Raw genomic sequence first — 22,203 nt, forward strand, 5'->3', positions numbered from 1 at the left:
AAACCACCCATTCAGGACACTTTCGTTACGGGATCGTTATGTGTCGTACCGGCTGCGGCTCCCGTACCACCCGCCCACTCCCCCAGGAAGCCCATGTCCGCCTCCCACAAGGCGATGCGCCCGCGTCCGCTGGTGCTCGCGCTGTCGTCCCTGATGCTGGCCTCGCTGCCGGCCTTCGCGCAGGAAAGCGCGCCCACCACATTGCAGGAAGTGAAGGTCACCGGCTCGCGCATTCCACGTGCCAGTGTCGAGGGACCCTCGCCGGTGACGGTGATCAGCCGCGAGCAGATCGACGCACAGGGCTACCGCAATGCCTTCGACGCCCTCAGCGCGCTGACCGAGAACACCGGCAACGTGCAGGGCGAGGATTTCGGCAATACGTTCACGCCGGCCGCCAACACCATCAATCTGCGCGGGCTGGGTCCGAACCGCACGCTGGTGCTGGTCAACGGCCGTCGCCAGGCCGACTACCCGCTGGCCTACGAAGGCTCGGTGAACGTTGTCAACCTGGCCAACATTCCCAGCGCCCTGATCGAACGCATCGAAGTGCTGGCTGCCGGTGCGTCGGCGGTGTACGGATCCGACGCCATTGCCGGTGTGGTCAACATCATCCTCAAGGACCGCTTTGAAGGCGTGGACGTGAACGTGCGCGCCGGCGGCACCCAGCAGGGCGGCGGTGACAACCAGCGCGTGCAGGTGGTGGGCGGCAGTTCCGGCGAGCGCTGGGACGGCCTGTTCGGTTTCGAGTTCGACGTGCGCAAGGCGATCCACGCGCGCCAGCGCGACTTCATGGATTCGCTGGACGATGACCCGGCCGGCAAGGCGCCGCAGGCGACCGCGATCGCCTATCGGCGCAATGCTGCCACCGGCCGCAACATCGATCCGGGCGTCAACGGCTGCGACGCCGCGTCGGACATCTATGGCGGCAGCGTGTTCCGTGCCAACAACCCGCGCCAGGGCTGGTACTGCGGCAGCAACGAGGCCGCCGCCAGCTACTGGACCGTGCAGACCCAGAAGCGCAATCTCAACGGCTACGGTCTGCTGACCTTCCACGTCAACGAGACCACCGACCTGTTCGCCGATGTCGCCGTGGGCAGCGCGCGGATCTACAACAACACGCGTGCACCGACCTGGACCTCGGCCCGCAACTACTTCTACAACCAGACCACCGGCAACCTGGAAAGCTGGTACCGCCGCTTCGCGCCGGAGGAAATCGGCGGCCTGCCGCGCAATGCCAACCGCTTCCTGGAAAACTCGTGGTCGTTCAACGTCGGCGCACGTGGCCAGATCGGCGACAGCGGTTGGGATTACGAAGCGGTCTACAGCCGCTCGCGTTACGAGAACCGCACCCGCCGACCGGTGCTGCTGGCCGGCATCAACGAATACCTGCTCGGTCCGAAGCTGGGCGTACGCAATGGCGTTGAGGTCTATGCGCCCGACCCGGCACGCCTGTTCAAACCATTGACCCCGGGCGAATACGAGGGCCTGTCCGGCTACCAGGAAAGCCGCAATGCGGCGTGGCTGCAGACCTTCAGCGCCAGCGTCAACGGCCGTTTGTTCGCGCTGCCCGGTGGCGACGCTGCATTGGCGGCGGTGGTCGAGGCCGGCAGCCAGGGCTACCGCAACCGCCCGGACCCGCGACTGGGCACAGGCGAGTTCTGGAACACCAGCGCCGGTATCGGTGCCGGCGGTGATCGTGACCGCTATGCGGCCGGCGTGGAGCTGCAGTTGCCGTTGCTGAAATCGCTGACCACGACGCTGGCCGGTCGCTATGACCAGTATCGCGCCGGTGGCGAGCACATCGGCAAGGCGACCTGGAGCTTCGGCGTCGAGTTCCGCCCGATCGAGAGCCTGTTGATCCGCGGCTCTGCTGCGACCAGCTTCCGTGCGCCGGACATGAACTACGTGTTCGCGACCGAGACCCGCGGCTACAACCCGGGCATGACCGACTACTGGCGCTGCCGCACCGCAGGCCAGTCGTACGACAACTGCGACTACAACGGCCTGTCGATCGACTACAGCAACCGCGCCAACGCGCAGCTGCAGCCGGAAACCGCGAAATCCTATGGTTTCGGCGTGGTCTGGTCGCCGCTGTCCGGCCTGGATTTCAGTGCCGACTACTACGACATCCGCATCGACAACGAGGTCACCAGCCTCGATACCAGCCGCATCCTGCGCGACGAAGCCGATTGCCGCCTGGGCCGCACGCTGGGTGGGGAAGCGCGCGATATCGGTTCACCGCTGTGCCAGGACGCGCTGTCGCGGGTGATCCGCAACCCGTCCACTGCAACCGTGCAGCCGGACCAGGTGACCCGCGTGCTGATCAATCCGATCAACGCGGCCTCCGAATCGGTGCGTGGCCTGGACCTGAAGGGTAACTGGCGTTTCGATGCCGGCCGCTATGGCCGCTTCACTACGCGCCTGGCCTATACCGTGGTGCTGGAGCACACGTACCGGCAGTTCTCCGATGATCCGGAGCGTGACATCCGCAATTCGCTGGATGACTACCAGTGGCGCAGCAAGGCCAATGGCAGCATCACCTGGAACCAGGGTGACTGGACCACCACGCTGTACGGCAACCGTTTCGGTTCACTGCCGAAGACCGATGGCAGTGGCCGCATCGCGCCGTACATGACCTACAACGCCAGCGTGTTCCGCCAGTTCGGCGAGAACCTGTCGGTGGGCGTGATCGTCAACAACCTGCGTGACAGCCGCCCGCCGGCGGACAGGAACGGTGGCGGCTGGCCGTTCTATCCGGTTGGCAACTACGACCCGTATGGCCGCCAGTACTGGCTGCAGCTGGACTACCGGTTCCGCTGATCCGGCTGGCAAACAGAAGGCCCGGCAATGCCGGGCCTTCTGCTGTGTCGATGTCCGCTGTGATGGCGGGCGCCGGTGGCCTAGGGCAGTGCCTGCTGCAGGTACGACTCGATGACGTAGCTGAAGGGCTGCTGCTGGCGATCGCGCAGCAGGGCGCGCACTTCCAGGATCACGCTGCGGTCGCCTTCGCCACGCGGTGGCCAGAAGGTCTGGTCAGCCAGTGTCTGGCGCTGGAAGCCGAGCGGGCCAACCACGCGGCCAAAGGGTTCGTCGGTGCTGTCCAGCACCTGGTTCATGGCGGGACTGAGGTGGTCCGGCAGGTACCAGTTGTCGGCCTCGGAGAGTACGCGGCTGCCACAGACCAGCTGCACGCGGCGGTAGCGAAGGGCGGTGCCGGGTTTCGCACCCAGTGCCTGCAGCACGTCGGCCGGTGCTGTCTTGTCCTGGCCGTGTACACGCACCGCGCGCACCCGCGCCTGTTCGGCCAGGCCGTGTTCGGCGCACCAGTGTTCCAGGGTGGCGGTGGCGCTCTGCCCGGAAAGCACACGCTGGTGCAGCCGCTCGACCAGCGCCGCCGGGGCGATGCGCTGTTGGCCAGGCGGCGCCTGCAGCGGCGCGGTGGCGGCCGCATCAGTGGCGGACAGGCTGGCCATCGGGGCAGCAGCCAGCAGGGACGCGGCCTGCCAGCGGCGGAGACGATCGTGGCGGTCGGACGGGCCCATGCGGCATCACAGCGGAAACAGGTGCCTATGGTACCCGTTCAGGCGTGTGCACGGCGTGGCTGCGAGCCGCCGTCGCGGCGGCATTCATCGTTCTGATGAATGTGTGGCATCCAGATATTTCGTTGGCCGATGGCAGTGCCAGCGCGCAGGATGGCGCCATGACTTGGCTTTCCGGGAGTTTCCGATGACGCTTCAGTTCGTCCATGGCGGTGTAGACCGCTACGGCGCGCCACTGCATTTCCATATCCGTGGCGGCCGCATCAGTGGCCTCAATGGCGAGGCCTCGCCGGCCGACGGGGCGGAATGCGTCGACCTGCAGGGCTTCGCAGTCCTGCCCGGGCTGGTCGACGGCCACATCCATCTGGACAAGAGCTTCGTCGGCGACCGCTGGCACCCGCATCAGCCGGTGAACAGCCTGCGTGAGCGGCTGGCGGTGGAGAAGGCCGCGGTAGCGGGTGCCGCGCCGATGGTGGACCGTGCCGAGGCATTGATCCGCCAGTGCAGCCGCTTCGGCACTGTGGCGATGCGCTGCCACGTGGATGTGGATGGCAGCACCGGCCTGCGCCATCTCGAGGCGGTCCGCGAAGCGGCGCGGCGCTGTGCCGACATCATGCGGATCCAGCTGGTGGCGTTCCCGCAGGCCGGGGTGATGTCCTGTCCCGGCACCGCCGCCGTACTGGAGCAGGCCCTTGCCGCAGGGGTGGAGGTGCTGGGCGGCATAGATCCGACCACGCTCGACGGCGATGCCGAAGGCCAGCTGGCCCTGCTGTTCGGCCTGGCCGAGCGCTATGGCGTGCAGCTGGACATCCACCTGCATGAGCCCGGCGAAACCGGACTGGCCCAGCTGCTGCGCATCGCCGCACGCACCCGTGCCGCCGGCCTGCAGGGACGCGTTGCGGTCAGCCATGCCTACTCGCTGGGCGACGTGCCGCTGGCGCGCGCGCTGCAGGTGGGTGAAGCACTGGCCACGGCGGGCGTTGCGATCATGAGCAACGCGCCGGGCGACCATCCGTTCCCGCCGCTGCGTGCATTGCACGACGCCGGCGTGCGCATGTTCGCCGGCAATGACAACATCCGCGACTGCTGGTGGCCGTATGGCAATGGGGACCTGCTGCAGCGCGCGATGCTGCTGGGCTACCGCTCGGGCTTCTACACCGATGGCGACCTGATGCTGGCGCTGGACATGGTCACCACCCATGGCGCGCAGGTGATCGGGCTGCCGCAGCACGGCATCGCCGAAGGCCGGCCGGCGACGTTCGTGGCCGTGCGTGCGGACCATGGCCCGGCGGCCGTGGCCGGGGTGCCGGTGGAGCGCCGGGTGGTGGTTGACGGCCGCTGGTTGTAGATCCACGCCGTGCGTGGAGGGAGCCATCGCGTGGTCTCATTCATCCACGCATGGCATGGATCCACCTCGATGTGTCGTCAGGCGTAATCGTCGGCGCGGGTAGCGACGAACGCTTCCAGCCACGCAAGCAGGTGGGCGATGTCGATGACTTCGCCCTGTTCGACGCGCTTGAGCAGCAGTGTGCTGGCGCCGATCTGCAGGCTGCTGTCGGCATAGCGCAGCACTGCATCGATGCCCCAGGCGTCGGTGACCTGCATCCAGGCCAGCCCCGGCACGCGTTGGGCCAGGGTGTCACCGAACGCCACGCCCAGCGCTTCCCAGCCATCGCAGTCGGCACGGTCGATCAGCTCGGCATCGACCACGCGCTGCAGTGTGCTGGCCGCCAGCGGCCATTGCACCGGCAGCGACGGGAAGCCGGCGGCGACGCGCGCGGCGATCAGCGAGCGCTGGTGCTGCAGGTGCGTCTGCAGGGCGGCGGGCAGGGGGTCGAAGCGGGCGGGGATTTCGTCGGACATGACACGATGCCGTGGAGCACGGAAACAGGAGGCACTCTAGCGGCAGAGCCGTGACTTCCGCGCGACAGGCGTGATCAGCTTTCGATGGTCAATGCGCGGATTTCGCTTCGGGGTCAGATCCGTTTCGGAAAACGGATCTGACCCCACGCGGGACGATGTTGCCGTCGCTGCTGCCGGCCAGCGGCCCACGCTACCGCAGTTGCAGTGGTCAATCCGGTTCGCGCTGCACCTGCCGCCACAGCTCGCTGGCCAGCGCGCGCACCGCATCGTCGGCGTCCGCACGATGCAGCAGGCCGATTTCGTAGTTGTCGATCACCGGCAGGTCGCGCTCACCATCGATGATGCGATGATCGCGGGCGACCGCGCGGCGGGGCAGCAGGCTGATGCCGATGCCATCGGCCACGGCGCCCTGGATGCCACTCAGCGACGAGCTGGTGAAGGCGATGCGCCAGCGCAGGCCCAGCGCTTCCACGGCGTGGATCATCTCGTCGCGGTACAGCCCGCGCGGCGGGAAGGTGACCAGCGGCAGCGGGTCCTGCTGCAGGCAGCTGCTGCGCAGGCTGTCGATCCAGTGCATCGGCTCGCGGCGGCAGTGCACCGCCTGACGGCTGTTGCGCCGCTGCTTGACCAGCACAAGATCCAGTTCACCGTGGTCGAAGCCGTGCGCCAGGTCGCGGCTGAGGCCGCTGCTGATTTCCAGCTTCACCTGCGGGTGACGGCGGCTGAAAGCGGCCAGCATGCGTGTGGTCTGCGCGTTGACGAAGTCCTCGGGGACACCGATGCGCACCGCGGTTTCCACGGTGGCGCCGGCCAGCGCCTGCGCCATTTCCTCGTTCAGGTCGAGCATGCGCCGCGCATAGCCGAGCAGGGTGTGGCCGGCGTCGGTGGGGTGCACGTCGCGGTGGCCGCGCTCGAGCAGGCGATGCCCCGCCAGCTCTTCCAGGCGGCGCACCTTCTGGCTGACCGTGGACTGGGTCGAATGCAGGCGGGTGGCGGCCGTGGTGAAGCTGCCGCAGTCGGCCACCATCACCAGCGCCCGCAGCAGGTCCAGTTCGAACAGGGTTCTATTCGATTTGGCACTGTCTTGCATTTGAACATTTCACTTCTGGATACCCAGGCCGACTTCTACCATGCAGGGCAGGGGCCGGCAATGCCCGGCTGTTGCTACCGTCGCACGGCGTTCCGTGGCGACGGACATGAGGAGACACTGTCATGCGCGTCCATCATTCCGCTGGCTGGCCTGCGCCGTTCACGCGCGTGCTGCTGTTGTGCCTGCTGGCCATGGTCACCCCCGCCTGCACCGCCACGTGCCGGGCCGACGCAGACGCGCGCCTGCGGGATGCCGCCAGCCGCGGCGACGCCGATGCGGTGCGGCAGGCGATAGAGGATGGCGCCACGCTGGAGGCGCGCGATGGCCAGGGTCGCACGGCGTTGCTGCTGGCCACGCAGGGCAACAACGTGGATGCCGCGCGCGAGCTGATCGAAGCCGGTGCCGACGTCAATGCCAAGGATGTGTTGCAGGACAGCGCCTACCTGTATGCCGGCGCGCGCGGCCTGGATGAGATCCTGGCGATGACGCTGGCGCATGGCGCCGATCTGCGCAGTACCAATCGCTACGGCGGCACCGCACTGATTCCGGCCGCCGAGCGCGGCCATGTCGCCACCGTGCGCACGCTGCTGCGTGCCGGTGTGGCGGTCGATCATGTCAACCGCCTGAACTGGACCGCGCTGCTGGAAGCGATCCTGCTCGGCGATGGCGGTGCGCGCCACCTGCAGATCGTGCAGTTGCTGCTGGAGGCCGGTGCCGACCCGGAGCTGGCCGACGGCGACGGCGTGACGCCGCTGGCGCATGCGCGCCAGCGCGGCTATACCGGAATTGAGACCCTGCTGCGCCAGCACGGCGCGGTGCGCTGAATGCAAACCCCTTCCACCCGCACGCTGGGCGTGCCCATCAGGATGCTGTCCATGTTCCGTTCCCGTCCGTTGTCCCTTGCCATCCTCCTTGCGGTGGCACCGCTGTCGGCGTCTGCCGGCGAGCGCGCCGACCTGCTGATCCGCAATGCCACCGTGGTCGATGTCGAGCACGCCAGTACCCGGGCCGGGCAGAGCGTGGTGATCCGTGGCGAGGACATCGTCGCCGTCGGCCCGGACGCGCAGCTGCGCAGCCAATGGAGTGCGGCCCGCCAGATCGATGCCAAGGGCAAGTACCTGATCCCGGGCCTGTGGGACATGCACGTGCACTTTGGTGGTGGCCCGGCGCTGATCGAAGAGAACAAGGCACTGCTGCCGTTGTACATCGCGCACGGCATCACCACGGTGCGTGACTGTTCCGGCGACCTTCCCGAGCAGGTGCTGCAGTGGCGCGGGGAAATTGCCAAGGGCACGCTGTTCGGTCCGCGGCTGCTCAGCTCGGGCGCGAAGATCGAAGGCCTCAAGCCGGTCTGGAAGGGCACGATCGAAGTGGGCAGCAAGGCCGACGTCGACAAGGCGATCACCCGCCTGCAGCACGACAAGGTCGATTTCGTGAAGATCACCGACAGCACGCTGAAGCCGGAACTGTTCCTGTACTCGGCCAGTGCCGCGCGCAATGCCGGATTCAAGGCGTCGGGGCACATCCCGATGGCGCTGACCGTGGAGCAGGCGGTCGATGCCGGGCTGGCCTCGATCGAGCATCTGGACTACGCATTCAAGGCCGGGAGCAAGGACGAGGCGCAGATTGCCGGCGACTTCGGTGCCGGCCGCATCGACCGCGCCGAAGCCAACCGCCGCCTCGACGCCAGCTTCGACCGCGATACGGCGATGCGTGCCTACCGCGATTTCGCCAGGCGCGGCGTGTTCGTGACCCCGACCCTCAACGGTGGCCGCATCCTCGATTTCCTTGACCAGGATGACCACGCGAACGATCCGTACCTGGCTTACATCGGCCCGGGCCTGCGCGCGACCTACCAGTGGCGCGTTGAACGTGCCGCCAAGGCAACGCCAGCGCAGATCGAAGCGCGCCATGCGCAGTACCACCAGGTGGCCGCCGTGCTGCCGATGCTGCAGGAAGCCGGCGTGACGATCATCGCCGGCACCGATGCGGGCTTCCTCAACTCGTTCAACTTCCCGGGCATCGCCCTGCACCAGGAACTGCAGCTGTTCGTGAAGGAGGGCTTGAGCGCGCCGCAGGCGCTGTCTGCCGCGACCCGTTCCGGCCCGGCCTGGTTCGGCCAGATGAATCGTTACGGGGGTGTTGCTCAAGGCAAGGCCGCCGATCTGGTGCTGCTGACCGCCAACCCGCTGCAGGACATTGCCGCCACCGAAAAGATCGACAGCGTGATCCTGCGTGGCAACGTGTATGACCGCGCCGCGCTGGACAAGATGTTGGCTGATACCAAGGCCAAGGTGGCGGCGTGGAATGCCGAGGCGGCGAAGACGCAGTGATCGACAGGGTCAGAGCCCTTCCCGGTGGGAAGGGATCCGACCCTATGGGGTTGGACGGAATCCACGCCATGCGTGGATGATGCGGCCAGTGACCTAACGCGGTGCCGGCCGCATTCCGTGCAGCTGCGGCAGTGCGGCCTTCATCGCATCGATGAAGGCGCGCAGCCGTGGCGGCTGCTGGCGCGCGGCGGGAAATACCACGTGTACCGGCAGCGCCGGCGCCTGCCAGTCCGGCAGCAGCTGCACCAGCCGCCCTTGTGCGAGGTCTCCGGCCACCAGCCAGGCCGAGACCACCGCTGCACCCAGCCCAGCACATGCGGCCTGTTGCACCACGAACAGGTTGTCGCTGAGCAGGCGCGGGCTGATCGAAAGGGTATGCGCACGCCCCTGTGCGTCATGCAGCAGCAGGCGTTCGCGGTAGTAGGTGACCAGTGAAATCCACGGCAGTGCCTGCGCCTGTTCTGGTGTGCTGATCGCGGTGGCCTGCACCAGCGAGGGCGCTGCCACGACGATGCGCGGCACTTCGGCGAGCGGCAGTGCGACCATGCGCGGTTCGTCGACCGGTCCCACCCGCACCGCGCAGTCGATGCCTTCGGCGATGAAATCCGGGCGATGATCTTCCAGGATCCACTCCAGGCTCAGCTGTGGGTGCTGGGCGAGGAACGCGAGCATGGTCGGCAGCAGCTGCGCCTGGCCGAAGGCATGCGGCACCATCACCCGCAGGCGTCCGCGCAGCGTTTCCGGTTCGCCGTGCAGTTCGGCCTGCAGCGACTCCCATTCGTCGACCACGCGTTGCGCATGGCGCTGGCAGCGCAGGCCATCTTCGGTCAGCTGCAGGCCATGGGTGGAGCGCTGCAGCAGGCGCAGGCCGAGCTGCCGCTCCAGTGCCTGAAGGCGCCGGCTGACCGTCGGCTGGGTGGTGCCCAGCTGCACGGCGGCGGCAGACAGGCTGCCGGCATCGACGATGCGCAGGAAGGTGCGCAGCAGATCCAGGCGATCGGCGCCGGTGGCGAGGTCATTCATGCGTGTCACGTATGAAGTATATGTGCAGGAGCCTACTACAGACGCATGGCGAATACGGGCAGGATACGCCCACTTCCTCCACCGGACTCCCCCATGTCTACCCCTTCGCTGTCCGTCGTCGCACCCGCGAACGCGCCTTCCACCCCGCTGGTGCTGGCGATGGCGGCCGGCGCCGGCTTTTCGGTCGCCTCGCTGTACTACAGCCAGCCGATGCTGGGCCTGATCGCACAGGACCTTGGCGCAGGTGAGCGCGCCGCCGGGCTGGTGCCGACCCTGACCCAGCTCGGCTACGCGCTGGGCATCCTGCTGCTGGCACCGTTGGGCGACCGCTTCGACCGCCGCCACCTGATCCTGTTGAAGTCCGCGCTGCTGGCGTTGGCACTGGGCGCCGCAGCGATGGCCGGGCACCTGCCGGGCCTGCTGATGGCCAGCCTGCTGGTCGGGTTGATGGCCACGCTGGCGCAGGACATCGTGCCGGCCGCTGCGGTGCTGGCGCCGGATGCACAGCGCGGCCAGATCGTCGGCCGGGTAATGACCGGCCTGCTGCTCGGCATCCTGCTGTCGCGCGTGGTCAGTGGCGTGGTGGCCGAGGCATGGGGTTGGCGCACGCAGTTCGTGCTGGCCGCGGTATCGGTGGCGGCGATGGGCGCAGTGATGGCGCGTGCGCTGCCGCGTTTCGCACCGACCAGCACGCTGCGCTATCCGGCGTTGCTGGGCTCGTTGCTGGAGTTGTGGCGCGAGCAGCCGCAGCTGCGCCGCGCGGTGGCGAGCCAGTCGTTGCTGGCGGTCGGCTTCAGCGCATTCTGGTCGACGTTGGCGCTGATGCTGCATGCCCGCCTGGGCCTGGGCAGTGCGGCGGCGGGTGCGTTCGGTATTGCGGGTGCGGCCGGTGCGCTGGCCGCACCGTTCGCAGGACGTTTTGCTGATCGCCTGGGTTGCCATGCCGTGGCGCGGTTGGCGATCGCGGTGGCGCTGCTGGGCTTCGGCCTGCTGCTGGCCGAAGCCTGGCTGCCGGCCGCCGCGCTGCTGCCGCTGCTGGTGGTGAGTGCGCTGCTGTTCGACTTCGGTTTCCAGTCGGCGCTGGTGGCGCACCAGACGCTGGTCTATGGCCTGGTGCCGCCGGCACGCAGCCGGCTCAACGCGCTGCTGTTCACCGGCATGTTCATCGGCATGGCCGCTGGCGGTGCGCTGGGCAGCCTGGCGCTGGCGCAGTGGGGGTGGCACGGCGTGGCCTGGCTGGCGGTGATGTGCGCGGGCGGCAGTCTGCTGCTGCGTTTGAAGTAGGGGTGGTGTTCGGCAGGGCTTGCAGCCCTGCACCTGCGGTAGTGCCGGCCGCTGGCCGGCAACAGCGCAAACAGCGGATTTTCAGTAGCCTTCGACAGGTTCCTGCGGTCTGTTGGAACGGCTCTTGGGGTCAGATCCGTTTTCCGAAGGAAAACGGATCTGACCCCTGATTGATTTCGATATCTGACAGAAGTGTCGACCAAGGTCGACACCTACCAAACGCCATCGGAATCCGTCAGAGGTGGGGCGGTGTCGGAGTGCGGGGTGTCAGCCGCATGGATGCGGCTGCCAAGCTTGCAGGGACGTACTTGCAGCGTCCCCGCAGTCCGACACCGCCCCGCCATCCCACGGAATCCATGCTGTTGCTGTTGCTGTTGCTCCAGCGCGTAGCGGGTGCAGGGCTGCAAGCCCTGCCGAACAACCCCCTAGTCGTGACCGCTGTCGTCCAGGCTGATGATGCCGCGCCGCAGCGCCTGGGTCACCGCGTGCGTGCGATCACCCACCCCGAGCTTGTCCATCAGGCTCTTCATGTGTGCCTTCACCGTCTGCTCGGAAATCTGCATGCGCTCGCCGATGCGCTTGTTCGACAGGCCACCGGCCACATGCCGCAGCACCTCGGTCTCGCGCGGCGACAACCGGTCCTCCACCACATGTGCGGCAATGCTCGCAGCGACTGCCGGTGGTATCGGTGCGCGCCGGCCGCCAGCGACCATGCGGATCGTATCGACCAGCTCGTGGCGCAGCATGTCCTTCAACAGGTACGCACTGGCGCCGGCCTGCAGCGCCCGTACCGCACGCACGTCACCGCGATAGGTGGTCAGCACGATGATGCGCGCACGCGGGTCCATCGCGCGGATCCGCACGATGGCTTCCACACCATCCAGGCGTGGCATCTGCAGGTCCATCAGCACCACGTCCGGCTGCAGCTGCTGATAGCGCTCGATGGCTTCCTCGCCATCGGCGGCCTCGCCGAGCAGGCGCAGGTCGGAATGGGCGCCCAGCAGCGCGGCCAGGCCGTCACGCAGCAGCGGGTGGTCGTCGACCACCAGCACGCCGATCGGGGCAGGGGACTCAGTCATGGTGGCTTCTACTCCAGGGCCAGCGCCAACGCGATGGGCGGCGGTGATACATGCGACGGGCGGGAACCGCCAGCGCGACTTCAGTGCCCAGCCCGGGGCGGGTCCACAGCCGCAGCTCCGCGCCGAGGCGCTGCGCGCGCTCACGCATGCCCTGCAGGCCCCAATGGCCATGCCCGGCATTTTCGTCGGCGATGCCGACGCCATCGTCGCGCACGTGCAGCAGGAAGCACCGCGCGCCGTAGGACAGCTCTACCTCGATGGCGCTGGCATTGGCGTGGCGCAGTGCATTGCGGATGGCCTCGCGGCCGATCAGGAACACCTCCTCGGCGGCATCGGCCTGCAGCGGTGGTGTTGCGCCTTCCACAGTCAGGCGCAGCGGATTGGTGCCGTGCCCGGCGTATTCGGCGTGAACATCGGCCAGCGCCGAAGCGAGGTCGCGGCCCGCGAAAGGACCGTCGCGCAGTGCGTTGACCCGCTCCCGGCCCTCGGCCAGGTTGCGTTCGGCCAGCTGCATCGCCGATTCCAGCTGGCCGCGCACCCTGTCCGGGGTCTGCGGCGACTGGCTGATCGCGTGCAGCCGCAGGATCAGGCCCTGGCTGCCCTGCAGCAGCGTGTCGTGCAGGTCGCGGGCAATGCGTTCGCGTTCGCCATGGCGTTCCTGCAGGCGCGCACGGAACAGTGCAGCCAGCTGCCCGCTGCGGATGCGCACCGCCAGGACCAGCAGCGCAAGCACCGCGGCGGCGCACAGCAGCTTGAACCACAGGGTCTGCATGAAGGTAGGGGCGATGCGGAAGGTGCGGCTGGCGGGTGCAGTGCTCCAGATGCCGTCTTCGTTGGCGGCTTCCACCTCGAACCGGTAATTGCCCGGTGCGAGGTTGGTGTAATACGCGCGCGTGCTGCTGCCGGCATCCTGCCAGCCGTCGTCGACCCCGGACAGGCGATAGCGGTAGCGGTTGCGCTCCGGGCGCGCCAACGACAGCGCCACGTAATCGATCTGCAATTGGCTGGTGCCGGCCGGAAGGCGCAGGCCATCGCGCAGTGGCTGGTGTTCACTGCCGTACAGCACTTCGCCGATGCGCACGCTGGGCGCCATGGTGTTGACGTGCGAGCGGGTGGTGTCCAGCCAGGCCAGGCCCTGGTTGGTGGCCAGCCACAACAGGCCATCGTTGGCCAGTGCAGTGGTGGCGATCGGTCCGCTCTGCAGGGCGATGCCCGGCATGCCATCCACCGCATCGAACAGGCGGGGCGTCACCGGCTGCCGGCTGCGCAGTGCGCGCCGCAGCTGATCGCTCCCGAGCCGGACCAGGCCACGACTGCCATTGAGCCAGAGGTAGCCATTCGCATCGGCCACCATGCCGGTGATGCCTTCCATGACGCCGGCCATGTCGGTGCTCACCTGAACGAACCGGCCATTGCCCGGGCGCACGGCCAATCCGGCCTCGCCGGCTACCAGCAGGAGGTCCTGATGATCGAGTACCGCCGTGATCGGCCCGACCGACAGGCCGTGGCTGGCGTCGAAGGTTTCGATCTGCGTCGCCCCCATGCGGCGCAGCCGGCCGTCTGCATAGCCGAGCAGCAGCTGGCCGTTGGCATCCAGCGCCAGTGACGAGCAGGCCTGTTCGGGCAGGCGGCGTTCGCGTTGCCACTGGCCCTGCTGGTAGTGCAGCACCCCCCGTTCGCCGGTGCAGACCCAGGCCTGTTCGTCGTCGGGGAACAGCAGGGCATGCAGTGGTTGCCCGGTGAACGGCGCAGGCAGCGGAATCCGCGTGGTGCGGCCGGCCACGGTGCGCGCAAGGTTGACCCAGTCGAACTGCCAGATCGGGGCAGCTGCCTGGCGCGCGGCGGCCTGCAGCTGCGTGGCGCTGCCATCGAGCAGGGTGCGCTCGAGGTCGTAGGGCTTGAGGTCTTCGCCATAGCCATACACATGGCCATCGCTGGCCCGCACCAGCGAGCGGTAGGGATCACTGGGACCAACCGCCAGCGTGTGCACGCTGCGCGCGCGGAAGCGGTTGAGGCCGAGATTGGTGCCGACCCAGAGATTGCCTTCGCGATCAACGATGATCGGCACGGCCGAGGTGGCGGTCAGCCCGTGCGGCGAATCGAAGCGCTCCATGCGTATGGCGCGGTCGCCATCGAAGGTGACCCGGGCGACACCGCCATGCGGGCTCATCGTTGCCCACAGCGCGCCATCGGCAGTGAACTGCAGGCGCGCCGCCACCAGCTCCGGCAACCGCCGTGCCTCGCGCTCGCTGTCCGGCAGCAGGCCTCGTGCGTTGGCCAGCGGCGACGTACCGCGCACGCGGTCGGCCAGCCACACTTCCCCCTGCGGACTTTCGGCCAGCGTCGCCATCTGCGAAACGGCGATGCCGGTGTCCTTGAAGGCCGCCTGGCCGGCCGCGCGCACCCAGATCTTCAGGTCGGCCAGTACCCAGAAGGTGCCGCGGCTGTCGTGCAGCAGCCATTGCACGCGATGTTCCGGCACCCCCATGCCAGCGGGCAGCGGCTGCCAGCGTTGGCCAGTGAACTGGCGTAGTCCACCATTGATCGCGGCCCACAGCCGGCCGTCACGGTCCTGGCTGAAGTGTGGCACCACACCCACCGGCACGCCCTGGTCGCGGCCGTAGTTGTGCAGCTGGCCGCGCGCAAACTGACTGATGCCGGCCTGGAAGTAGCCGATCCACAGTGCATCGTCGCGGCCCCGCGCAAGGGTGACCATGTTGGTGGACGGGAAATGGCTGCCCGCGGGAGCGGCCTGGCGTTCAAAGCGACGACCGTCGAAGCGGTACAGCCCTGAGCCGGTGGCCAGCCACAACAGGCCATCGCGGTCCTGGGTGATGTCCCAGATGTCACCGGGGGCGCCCTGGCCGACGCGCCAGGCCGTGTGCTCGTAATCGGGCAACCCGCCGCTCACCGGCGGGCGCTGCACGGCAAGGGCGGGCAGGGCGGTCAACAGCAGCAGGCAGGTCAGCAGCGTCCGCAGGTGACGTTGCAACGGGAAGGGGCGGCCACGCATGGCGCGCATTCTGGCAGGTGCGGGGCAGTCCGGGGTGACCCGAACGGGGTAGGCAGTGGCCGCCGTGGTCGGCTATCACGCCGGCATGACCCCTGGAGCCCGGCCATGCAGCGCCTGTTCGTGATGTTCCCTGATCGCGGTCCGGGCATCGGCCTGCTGTGGCTGCGGCTGTGCCTGGCCGCCGCGCTGTGCGCGCCTGGCACGCATGCTGGTTGGGGGGCGGTGCTGTGCGGGCTGGCGGCGGCCATGCTCGTGCTGGGCGTGTTGACGCCGCTGGCGACCCTGATGGCAGCCGCGACCATGTTCGCGCAGCAGGCACCCTGGCCGCTGGTGGCGTTGCCTGCGGCGCTGCTGATGCTGGGGCCGGGCGCCTACTCGGTGGATGCGCGCTTGTTCGGGCGCCGCCTGCTCGGCCGTCGGCCTCCCCCATTCGGGTAGGTGCCGGCCTCGACCGACGGGGGTAGGGCATCGTGCGCCGGCCACGCACCATGGGCCACCCCCTCGCGGCGCCCCGCATGGCCACCGTCAGTCCGTCCGATCCGTCCGCCACCCCGCTTGCCCCGCAGCAGGCCGCCGCACTGCAGCGCGCCCTGCGCTATGTCGATGAGCACCTGTCGCAGCCGCTGCGGGTGACAGAGCTGGCGCAGGCTGCCTGTGTCAGCCGCTTCCACCTGGTGCGCCTGTTCCGTAGCGGCACCGGTGCCAGCCCGCTGCGCTACGTGCGCCGCCGCCGCATCCAGCGTGCCTGCCAACTGCTGCCCAGCGCGCAGCTGCCGATGGCGTGCCTGGCCCAGCAGCTGGGCTTCTTCGACCAGAGCCATTTCGTCCGCAGCTTCCGCGCCGAGACCGGCTGCAGCCCCGGCCAGTATCGGGCCGGCGATGCGGCCCTGCTGCTTCCCCCTGATCATGTTTCCCACGGAGTCCACCCATGAGCCTTGCCACCGCCACGCCCGCCCCGGCCCTGCTGTCGCCCACCGACCATGCCCTGGTGCTGATCGACTTCCAGTCGCAGATGGCATTTGCTACCCACACGATCGACATCTCCGCGCTGCGCAACAACGTGTCGCTGATCAGCAAGGGGGCCAAGGGGTTCAACGTGCCGGTCGTGTTGACCACGGTGGCCGAGACGTCATTCTCCGGCCCGATGTTCCCGGAACTGCCGCAGATCTTCCCGGGCCAGCCGGTGTTCGACCGCACTTCGATGAATACCTGGGAAGACCAGCCGGTAATCGATGAGATCAACCGCATCGGCAAGCGCCGGCTGGTTCTTGCCGGCCTGTGGACCAGTGTCTGCATCGTGGGTCCGGCGCTGTCGGCGCTGGCGCAGGGCTTCGAGGTCCACGTGATCACCGATGCCTGTGGCGATGTCAGCGAAGAAGCGCACGAGCGTGCGATCACCCGCATGGTGCAGGCCGGCGCCGTGCCGATGACCAGCGTGCAGTACCTGCTTGAACTGCAGCGTGACTGGGCACGCGGTGAAACCTACGACCTGACCACCGGCATCGCCCGCGACCACGCCGGCGGCTATGGCATCGGCATCCAGTACGCCAAGCGCATGTTCGGCGCGCAGGAAGGCGGGCACTGAGCATGCTGGCCGGCCACGGCCTCGACCTGGCCCTGCTGATGCTGCGGGTGGCGGCAGGCGGCTTCCTGCTGCCTCACGCGCTGGGCAAGCTGTTTGGCTGGTTCGGCGGACCGGGGCTGGCCGGCTTCGCCACCGAGCTGCGCGGTTTCGGGCTGCCGGCAGTGGCGCCGTTGCCGCTGCTGTTGTCCCTGCTGCAGGTGCTGTCCGGGCTGGCCGTGCTGCTGGGCTGGCAGACCCGCATCGCCGCGCTTGCCGCCGCTGCCTTCATCGGCTTCACCGTCCTGTTGGCCTTGCCCAGGGGCTGGTTCTGGATGCGCGGCGGCAGTGAGTACCCGCTGATGTGGGCCACGGTGCTGCTGGCCATCGCCCTGGCCGGGCCGGGGGCCTGGGCGCTGGACGGCCAACGTCTTCCGGGAGCTTTCGCATGAGTCACGATCCCCCCGACCACGGCCGCCGCAACGTGGTGCTGGCCAGCGGTGCCGCGGTTGCGCTCGGCCTGGCCGGTCGCGCCGCTGCCGCACTCGATTCCACTTCCAAGGAGCGTCGCATGAGCACGCTGGTCATCCGCAATGCCCGCATCACCACACTCGACCCGCAGCAGCCGCACGCGCAGGCACTGGCCGTGCAGGAGGGCCGCATCGTCGCTGTCGGCAGCGATGAGGAGATCATGCGCGGCTGGGGCAATGAAGCGACCCTGATCGATGCGCAGGGCCGGCGCTTGCTGCCCGGCCTAAACGACAGCCATACCCATCTGATCCGCGGTGGCCTGAACTACAACCTGGAGCTGCGCTGGGACGGTTTGCGCTCGCTGGGCGACGCGCTGGACATGTTGAAGGCCCAGGTCGACCGCACCCCGGCACCGCAGTGGGTGCGCGTGGTCGGTGGCTTCACCGCCGCACAGTTCAACGAGAAGCGCCTGCCGACGCTGCAGGAGCTCAACGACATTGCGCCGGATACGCCGGTGTTCCTGCTGCACCTGTATGACCGCGCGCTGCTCAACCGCGCCGCGCTGCGCGCCTGCGGCTACAGCAAGGACACGCCGGATCCACCGGGCGGGCAGATCGTGCGTGACTCGCTGGGCAACCCGACCGGGCTGCTGCTGGCCAAGCCCAACGCGCTGATCCTGTATGCGACGCTGGCCAAGGGGCCACGCCTGCCGATCGAGTACCAGGCCAACTCGACGCGCCACTTCATGCGCGAACTGAACCGGCTCGGCATCACCTCGGTGATCGACGCTGGCGGTGGTTTCCAGAACTACCCCGAGGACTACCAGGTCATCGAGCAGCTGCATCGCGATGACCAGCTGACGGTGCGCATCGCCTACAACCTGTTTACCCAGAACAAGGGCAAGGAAGTGGACGACTTCCGCGGCTGGAGCGAGATACTGCAGCCGCGCCAGGGCGATGACCTGCTGCGCCACAACGGCGCTGGCGAAATGCTGGTGTTCTCCGCGGCCGACTTCGAGCTGTTCAACGAGCCGCGCCCGGAACTGCCGCCTGAGCTGGAACCGGAACTGCACGATGTGGTGAAACTGCTGGTCGAGAAGCGTTGGCCGTTCCGCATCCACGCCACCTATGACGAGAGCATCACCCGCATCCTCGATGTGTACGAACAGGTCAACCGCGAGGTGCCGTTCGATGGCCTGCACTGGTTCATCGACCACGCCGAGACCATCACCCCGCGCAACATCGAACGCATCCGCGCGCTGGGCGGCGGCATCGCCGTGCAGCACCGCATGGCCTACCAGGGCGAAGCCTTCGTCGAGCGCTACGGCGTGCAGGCGGCGCGGCACACGCCGCCGGTCAAGCGCATGCTGGCCGAAGGCGTGCCGGTCGGTGCCGGTACCGATGCCACCCGCGTGGCCAGCTACAACCCGTGGGTGGCGTTGTCCTGGCTGGTGACCGGGCGCACCGTGGGCGGGCTGGCCCTGTATGGCGATGAGAACCTGCTCGAGCGCGAACAGGCGCTGCGCCTGTGGACCCAGGGCAGCGCCTGGTTCTCCGGCGACGAAGCGGTGAAGGGCACGCTGAAGGTGGGCCAGCTGGCCGACTTCATCCTGCTCTCGGCCGACTTCTTCCGCGTTGATGACGCGCAGATCGCCGACATCACCAGCCTGCTGACCGTGGTCGGCGGCCGCATCGTGCACGCCGACGGCGATTACGCCGGCCTGGCGCCGCAGCTGCCGCCGGCGATGCCGGACTGGTCGCCGGTCAACCGCTTCGGTGGCTACCACGTTGGCGGTGCCGCCACCGGATTGGCCGCCGCGCATCGCCATCATCACGGCGTGGCCTGTAGTACGCATGGTGCTCACGGCCATGCCGCGCAGCACGCGGCGCCCACCGACGACCTGAGCGCCTTCTGGGGTGCGATGGGATGCTCGTGCTTCGCGTTCTGAGCCTGGCGCTGCTGGCCATGCCGTGGATGGCGCTGGCCTGTGACACCGGCCGCTGCACCGACATGGGCGCCGGGCAACTGCAGTGGGACGCCTCGCTGCGCTTCAGGGGGATGTACTACGACCCGGCCCGATTCGGTATCGGCGGCAGTGAAGACGGCTACGGTCTGCTGCGTGCACTGGCGTCGGCCACGTATGTCGAGGACAACTGGCAGGCACGGGTGCAGCTGGGCGTGCATGCCGAGAATGGCAAGGCAGGTGGACCCGGCCGCACCGACCGCAGCGCGCTGGACGTGCAGCAGGCGTACTGGCGCTGGCAGCGCGGTGGCTTCCATCTGCAACTCGGCCGGCAGGAAGCCGGCTATGGCAGCTCGCGGCTGTTGTCGGTGCGCGATGGGCCGAACATCCGGCTGGCATTCGATGGTGCCCGTGCAGGCTGGAAAGGCCGCCTCGGCACGCTGGACCTGATGGCGCTGCGACCGCTGGAGAACCGACCCGGCGCCTTCGATGACCGCGGCGAACGCGGTGCCCACTTGTGGGGCGCGTATGCGACCACCGCGCGTGGTCGTGGCCCAGGCCAATGGGATCTGTACCTGCTGGACTACCGTCGCGACGGCGCGCGCTTTGCCGCCGGCAGCGGCACCGAACGTCGGCAGACCCTGGGCGCGCGCTGGTTCGGCCAGGCTGGTGCACTGGACTGGAACAGCGAGCTGGTGGCGCAGGGCGGTGAACTGCGAACGACCGCCGGCACGCTCGCTATCCACGCCTGGACGCTGGCCACCGATACGGGGTGGCGCTGGACGGACCTGCCGCTGCAGCCGCGTCTGGGGCTGAAGGCCGACATCGCCAGTGGCGATGGCAATCTGCACGACGGCCGCCTGGGCACCTTCAATGCCTTGTTCCCGAAGTCGGCCTATTTCAGCGAGGCCAGCCTGCTGGCCCCGGCCAACCTGATGGACGTCCAGCCGACCCTGACACTGCGCCTGCACGACGCGCTGACCACGGAACTGGGCGTACAGATGGCCTGGAAGCATCGTCGCGCCGATGCGGTCTACACCACGCCGGCACCGCTGGTGGCGTTGCCGGGCAGCGCCGGCGGCGCGCGCCGCATCGGCACGCAGTACAAATCCGAAACCCGCTGGCAGGCCAGCGAACACTGGCAATGGCAGCTGCAGCTGGCCTGGGTCGATGCCGGGCCTGCACTGAAGCAGGCCGGCGGCCGGGACACGCTGTTCGCCTCGATCGTTGGAGCATGGCAATGGTGAACGCAACCGCGTCGCAACCCCCCGCCCAGGCCGCAGGCGCCTGGTCCCCACTGAAGATCCAGATGTTCCGCTCGATCTGGCTGGCGATCCTGGCCAGCAACATCGGCACCTGGGTCAACGACGTGGCCGCCGCCTGGGTGATGGCCGAACGTACCGGCTCGCCGTTGATGGTGGCCCTGGTGCAGTCGGCCACCACCGTGCCGATCGTGCTGCTGGCACTGGCCGCCGGAACCCTGGCCGACATCGTTGATCGCCGCAGGTACCTGCTGGCCACCCAGGGCTGGATGCTGCTGGTCGCCGCCGTGATGGCGGCGCTGACCGCGATGGACATGCTGACCCCGCAGCTGCTGGTGCTGCTGACCTTCTGCATGGGCTGCGGTGCGGCGATGGCGATGCCGGCGCAGGCCGCTATCGTGTCCGAACTGGTGCCGCAGCCGATGCTGGCCTCGGCGGTGGCGCTGAACTCGATCGGCATCAACATCGCGCGCTCGATCGGCCCGGCCATCGGCGGCGTGATCGTCGCCCAGCTCGGTGCGGTCTGGGCCTTCGGCTTCAACGCCATCACCTTCGCCGCGATGCTGTTCGTGGTGTGGGGCTGGAAGCGCGACCCGAAGCAGTCCAGCCTGCCGCCGGAAGGCTTCGGTGCGGGCCTGAAAGCGGGCCTGCGCTATGCCAGCCGCGCCGGGCGGTTGCAGGCGGTGCTGATCAAGTCGGTCGGCTTCTTCTTCTTCGCCGCAGCGATGAATGCGTTGCTGCCGGTGGTGGTGCGTGGGCAGATGCAGGGCGGGGCGGGCCAGTACGGCATGCTGCTCGGCTGCATCGGCATCGGTGCGGTGGGGGGTGCGCTGCTGCTGCCGAAGCTGCGCGTTCAGCTGGATCGCGACCTGCTGGTGCTGCTGGCGACCCTGTCGCTGGCCATGAGCCTGGTCGGGCTGGCGCTGACCCGAAGCTGGTACGTGCTGCCGCTGGTGATGCTGGTCAATGGCTTTGCCTGGATCACCGTGCTGTCGTCGCTGCAGATCGCGGCGCAGACCGCAGTGCCGGCGTGGGTGCGTGCGCGTGCGCTGGCGCTGTACATCATGGTGTTCTCTGCCGGCATGGCCGCCGGCGGCCTGAGCTGGGGCGCACTGGCTCAGCGCACCTCGCCGGAGCTGGCCCTGCTGGTGGCTGCCGCGGGTGCGGTCATCGGCGGGTTGCTGGTGTGGCGCGTGCGCATCGCCGGCACCGAAGACCTGAACCTGCGTCCGGCGGGGCACTGGCCAGCCCCCGAACTGTCGGTACCGGTATCCAATGATCGAGGCCCGGTGCTGGTGACCATCGAGTACCGCATTGACGATGCTGATCGCGCCGCGTTCCAGGCGCAGATGCGCGCACTGGGCACCATCCGCCGCCGCGATGGCGCCGTGGTCTGGGGCGTGGTCGAGGATGTGGCCACCCCGGGCATCCACCTGGAGTATTTCGTGACCCCGTCGTGGCTGGAGCACCTGCGCCAGCACGAACGCATCACCGCCGACGACAGGGCGATCCAGGAAGTGCTGCGCGGATTGCATCGCGGTGAGCGTGCGCCGGTGGTGCGCCACTTCGTGGGTGGGCATGACCCGCTGCCTGCCGCTGTGCCGCATCACCACACCGACATCTGACAAAAAAATGGGGACGGAGGGGATTAAGTCGTTTGTGCACAAACGACTTAATCCCCTCCGTCCCCTTTTTGCGATCGAAGGGGCGGCGGCACCGTTA

Annotated in this window: 18 protein-coding genes; 12 read left to right on the forward strand and 6 right to left on the reverse strand. The window is 68.3% G+C overall.

Features of this window, described 5'->3' with window-relative positions:
- Nucleotides 1-93 precede the first annotated feature (93 nt).
- Complete coding sequence (locus tag AC5P5W_RS14415; protein WP_197575067.1) at nt 94-2,820, forward strand: TonB-dependent receptor plug domain-containing protein; 2,727 nt, start codon at nt 94-96, stop codon at nt 2,818-2,820.
- Between the two features lie 80 nt (nt 2,821-2,900).
- On the opposite strand, the gene AC5P5W_RS14420 is transcribed toward AC5P5W_RS14415, so the two are convergent.
- The gene (locus AC5P5W_RS14420; protein WP_049440926.1) at nt 2,901-3,542 is read right to left on the reverse strand and encodes a hypothetical protein; all 642 of its coding nucleotides are present in this window, start codon (nt 3,540-3,542) and stop codon (nt 2,901-2,903) included.
- A 184-nt stretch (nt 3,543-3,726) separates the two neighbouring features.
- Between AC5P5W_RS14420 and AC5P5W_RS14425 the strand changes: the two genes are divergently transcribed.
- Entirely contained in the window at nt 3,727-4,887 is a 1,161-nt protein-coding gene (locus tag AC5P5W_RS14425) for an amidohydrolase family protein (protein WP_180835378.1), read from the forward strand.
- Nucleotides 4,888-4,964: 77 nt separating this feature from the next.
- Here AC5P5W_RS14425 and AC5P5W_RS14430 read toward each other — a convergent pair whose 3' ends face one another.
- Nucleotides 4,965-5,402, reverse strand: coding sequence for a DUF3806 domain-containing protein (locus AC5P5W_RS14430; RefSeq protein WP_197575069.1), 438 nt, complete (start codon nt 5,400-5,402; stop codon nt 4,965-4,967).
- A 208-nt stretch (nt 5,403-5,610) separates the two neighbouring features.
- The gene (locus AC5P5W_RS14435; RefSeq protein ID WP_046431153.1) at nt 5,611-6,492 is read right to left on the reverse strand and encodes a LysR substrate-binding domain-containing protein; all 882 of its coding nucleotides are present in this window, start codon (nt 6,490-6,492) and stop codon (nt 5,611-5,613) included.
- Between the two features lie 122 nt (nt 6,493-6,614).
- Between AC5P5W_RS14435 and AC5P5W_RS14440 the strand changes: the two genes are divergently transcribed.
- Complete coding sequence (locus AC5P5W_RS14440; RefSeq protein WP_197575071.1) at nt 6,615-7,316, forward strand: ankyrin repeat domain-containing protein; 702 nt, start codon at nt 6,615-6,617, stop codon at nt 7,314-7,316.
- 51 nt (nt 7,317-7,367) lie between these two features.
- Complete coding sequence (locus AC5P5W_RS14445; RefSeq protein WP_111205577.1) at nt 7,368-8,825, forward strand: amidohydrolase family protein; 1,458 nt, start codon at nt 7,368-7,370, stop codon at nt 8,823-8,825.
- A 93-nt stretch (nt 8,826-8,918) separates the two neighbouring features.
- On the opposite strand, the gene AC5P5W_RS14450 is transcribed toward AC5P5W_RS14445, so the two are convergent.
- Entirely contained in the window at nt 8,919-9,848 is a 930-nt protein-coding gene (locus AC5P5W_RS14450; RefSeq protein ID WP_197575073.1) for a LysR substrate-binding domain-containing protein, read from the reverse strand.
- A 93-nt stretch (nt 9,849-9,941) separates the two neighbouring features.
- On the opposite strand from AC5P5W_RS14450, the gene AC5P5W_RS14455 reads away from it, so the two are divergent.
- A complete protein-coding gene (locus AC5P5W_RS14455) occupies nt 9,942-11,132 on the forward strand; it encodes an MFS transporter (protein WP_111205571.1) in 1,191 nt (396 codons plus the stop codon).
- Nucleotides 11,133-11,557: 425 nt separating this feature from the next.
- On the opposite strand, the gene AC5P5W_RS14460 is transcribed toward AC5P5W_RS14455, so the two are convergent.
- Together AC5P5W_RS14460 and AC5P5W_RS14465 are read right to left on the reverse strand one after the other, a co-directional pair.
- A complete protein-coding gene (locus AC5P5W_RS14460) occupies nt 11,558-12,211 on the reverse strand; it encodes a response regulator (RefSeq protein WP_014647476.1) in 654 nt (217 codons plus the stop codon).
- A complete protein-coding gene (locus AC5P5W_RS14465) occupies nt 12,204-15,233 on the reverse strand; it encodes a two-component regulator propeller domain-containing protein (RefSeq protein ID WP_197574548.1) in 3,030 nt (1,009 codons plus the stop codon). Before AC5P5W_RS14465 ends, AC5P5W_RS14460 begins: the two co-directional genes overlap by 8 nt.
- Before the next feature lie 96 nt (nt 15,234-15,329).
- On the opposite strand from AC5P5W_RS14465, the gene AC5P5W_RS14470 reads away from it, so the two are divergent.
- The 7 genes from AC5P5W_RS14470 (at nt 15,330) to AC5P5W_RS14500 (ending at nt 22,106) form a co-directional block, all read left to right on the forward strand.
- Nucleotides 15,330-15,662 (forward strand): hypothetical protein, encoded by a 333-nt coding sequence (locus AC5P5W_RS14470; RefSeq protein ID WP_046431144.1) that lies wholly within the window; start codon nt 15,330-15,332, stop codon nt 15,660-15,662.
- A gap of 77 nt (nt 15,663-15,739) precedes the next feature.
- Entirely contained in the window at nt 15,740-16,156 is a 417-nt protein-coding gene (locus AC5P5W_RS14475; RefSeq protein WP_049407118.1) for a helix-turn-helix transcriptional regulator, read from the forward strand.
- Nucleotides 16,153-16,809 carry a hydrolase gene (locus AC5P5W_RS14480; protein WP_014647472.1) on the forward strand — a complete coding sequence of 219 codons (657 nt, stop codon included), beginning with the start codon at nt 16,153-16,155 and terminating at the stop codon, nt 16,807-16,809. Before AC5P5W_RS14475 ends, AC5P5W_RS14480 begins: the two co-directional genes overlap by 4 nt.
- A gap of 2 nt (nt 16,810-16,811) precedes the next feature.
- A complete protein-coding gene (locus AC5P5W_RS14485) occupies nt 16,812-17,237 on the forward strand; it encodes a DoxX family protein (protein WP_014647471.1) in 426 nt (141 codons plus the stop codon).
- Nucleotides 17,238-17,356: 119 nt separating this feature from the next.
- Nucleotides 17,357-19,204: an amidohydrolase gene (locus AC5P5W_RS14490; RefSeq protein WP_181454183.1), complete on the forward strand. Its 1,848-nt coding sequence runs from the start codon at nt 17,357-17,359 to the stop codon at nt 19,202-19,204.
- A complete protein-coding gene (locus AC5P5W_RS14495; protein ID WP_197574547.1) occupies nt 19,183-20,466 on the forward strand; it encodes an alginate export family protein in 1,284 nt (427 codons plus the stop codon). Before AC5P5W_RS14490 ends, AC5P5W_RS14495 begins: the two co-directional genes overlap by 22 nt.
- Nucleotides 20,460-22,106: an MFS transporter gene (locus tag AC5P5W_RS14500; protein WP_197574546.1), complete on the forward strand. Its 1,647-nt coding sequence runs from the start codon at nt 20,460-20,462 to the stop codon at nt 22,104-22,106. Before AC5P5W_RS14495 ends, AC5P5W_RS14500 begins: the two co-directional genes overlap by 7 nt.
- Nucleotides 22,107-22,203: the final 97 nt, after the last annotated feature.

It is taken from the genome of Stenotrophomonas sp. YJH_SMC_123 (assembly GCF_059368215.1).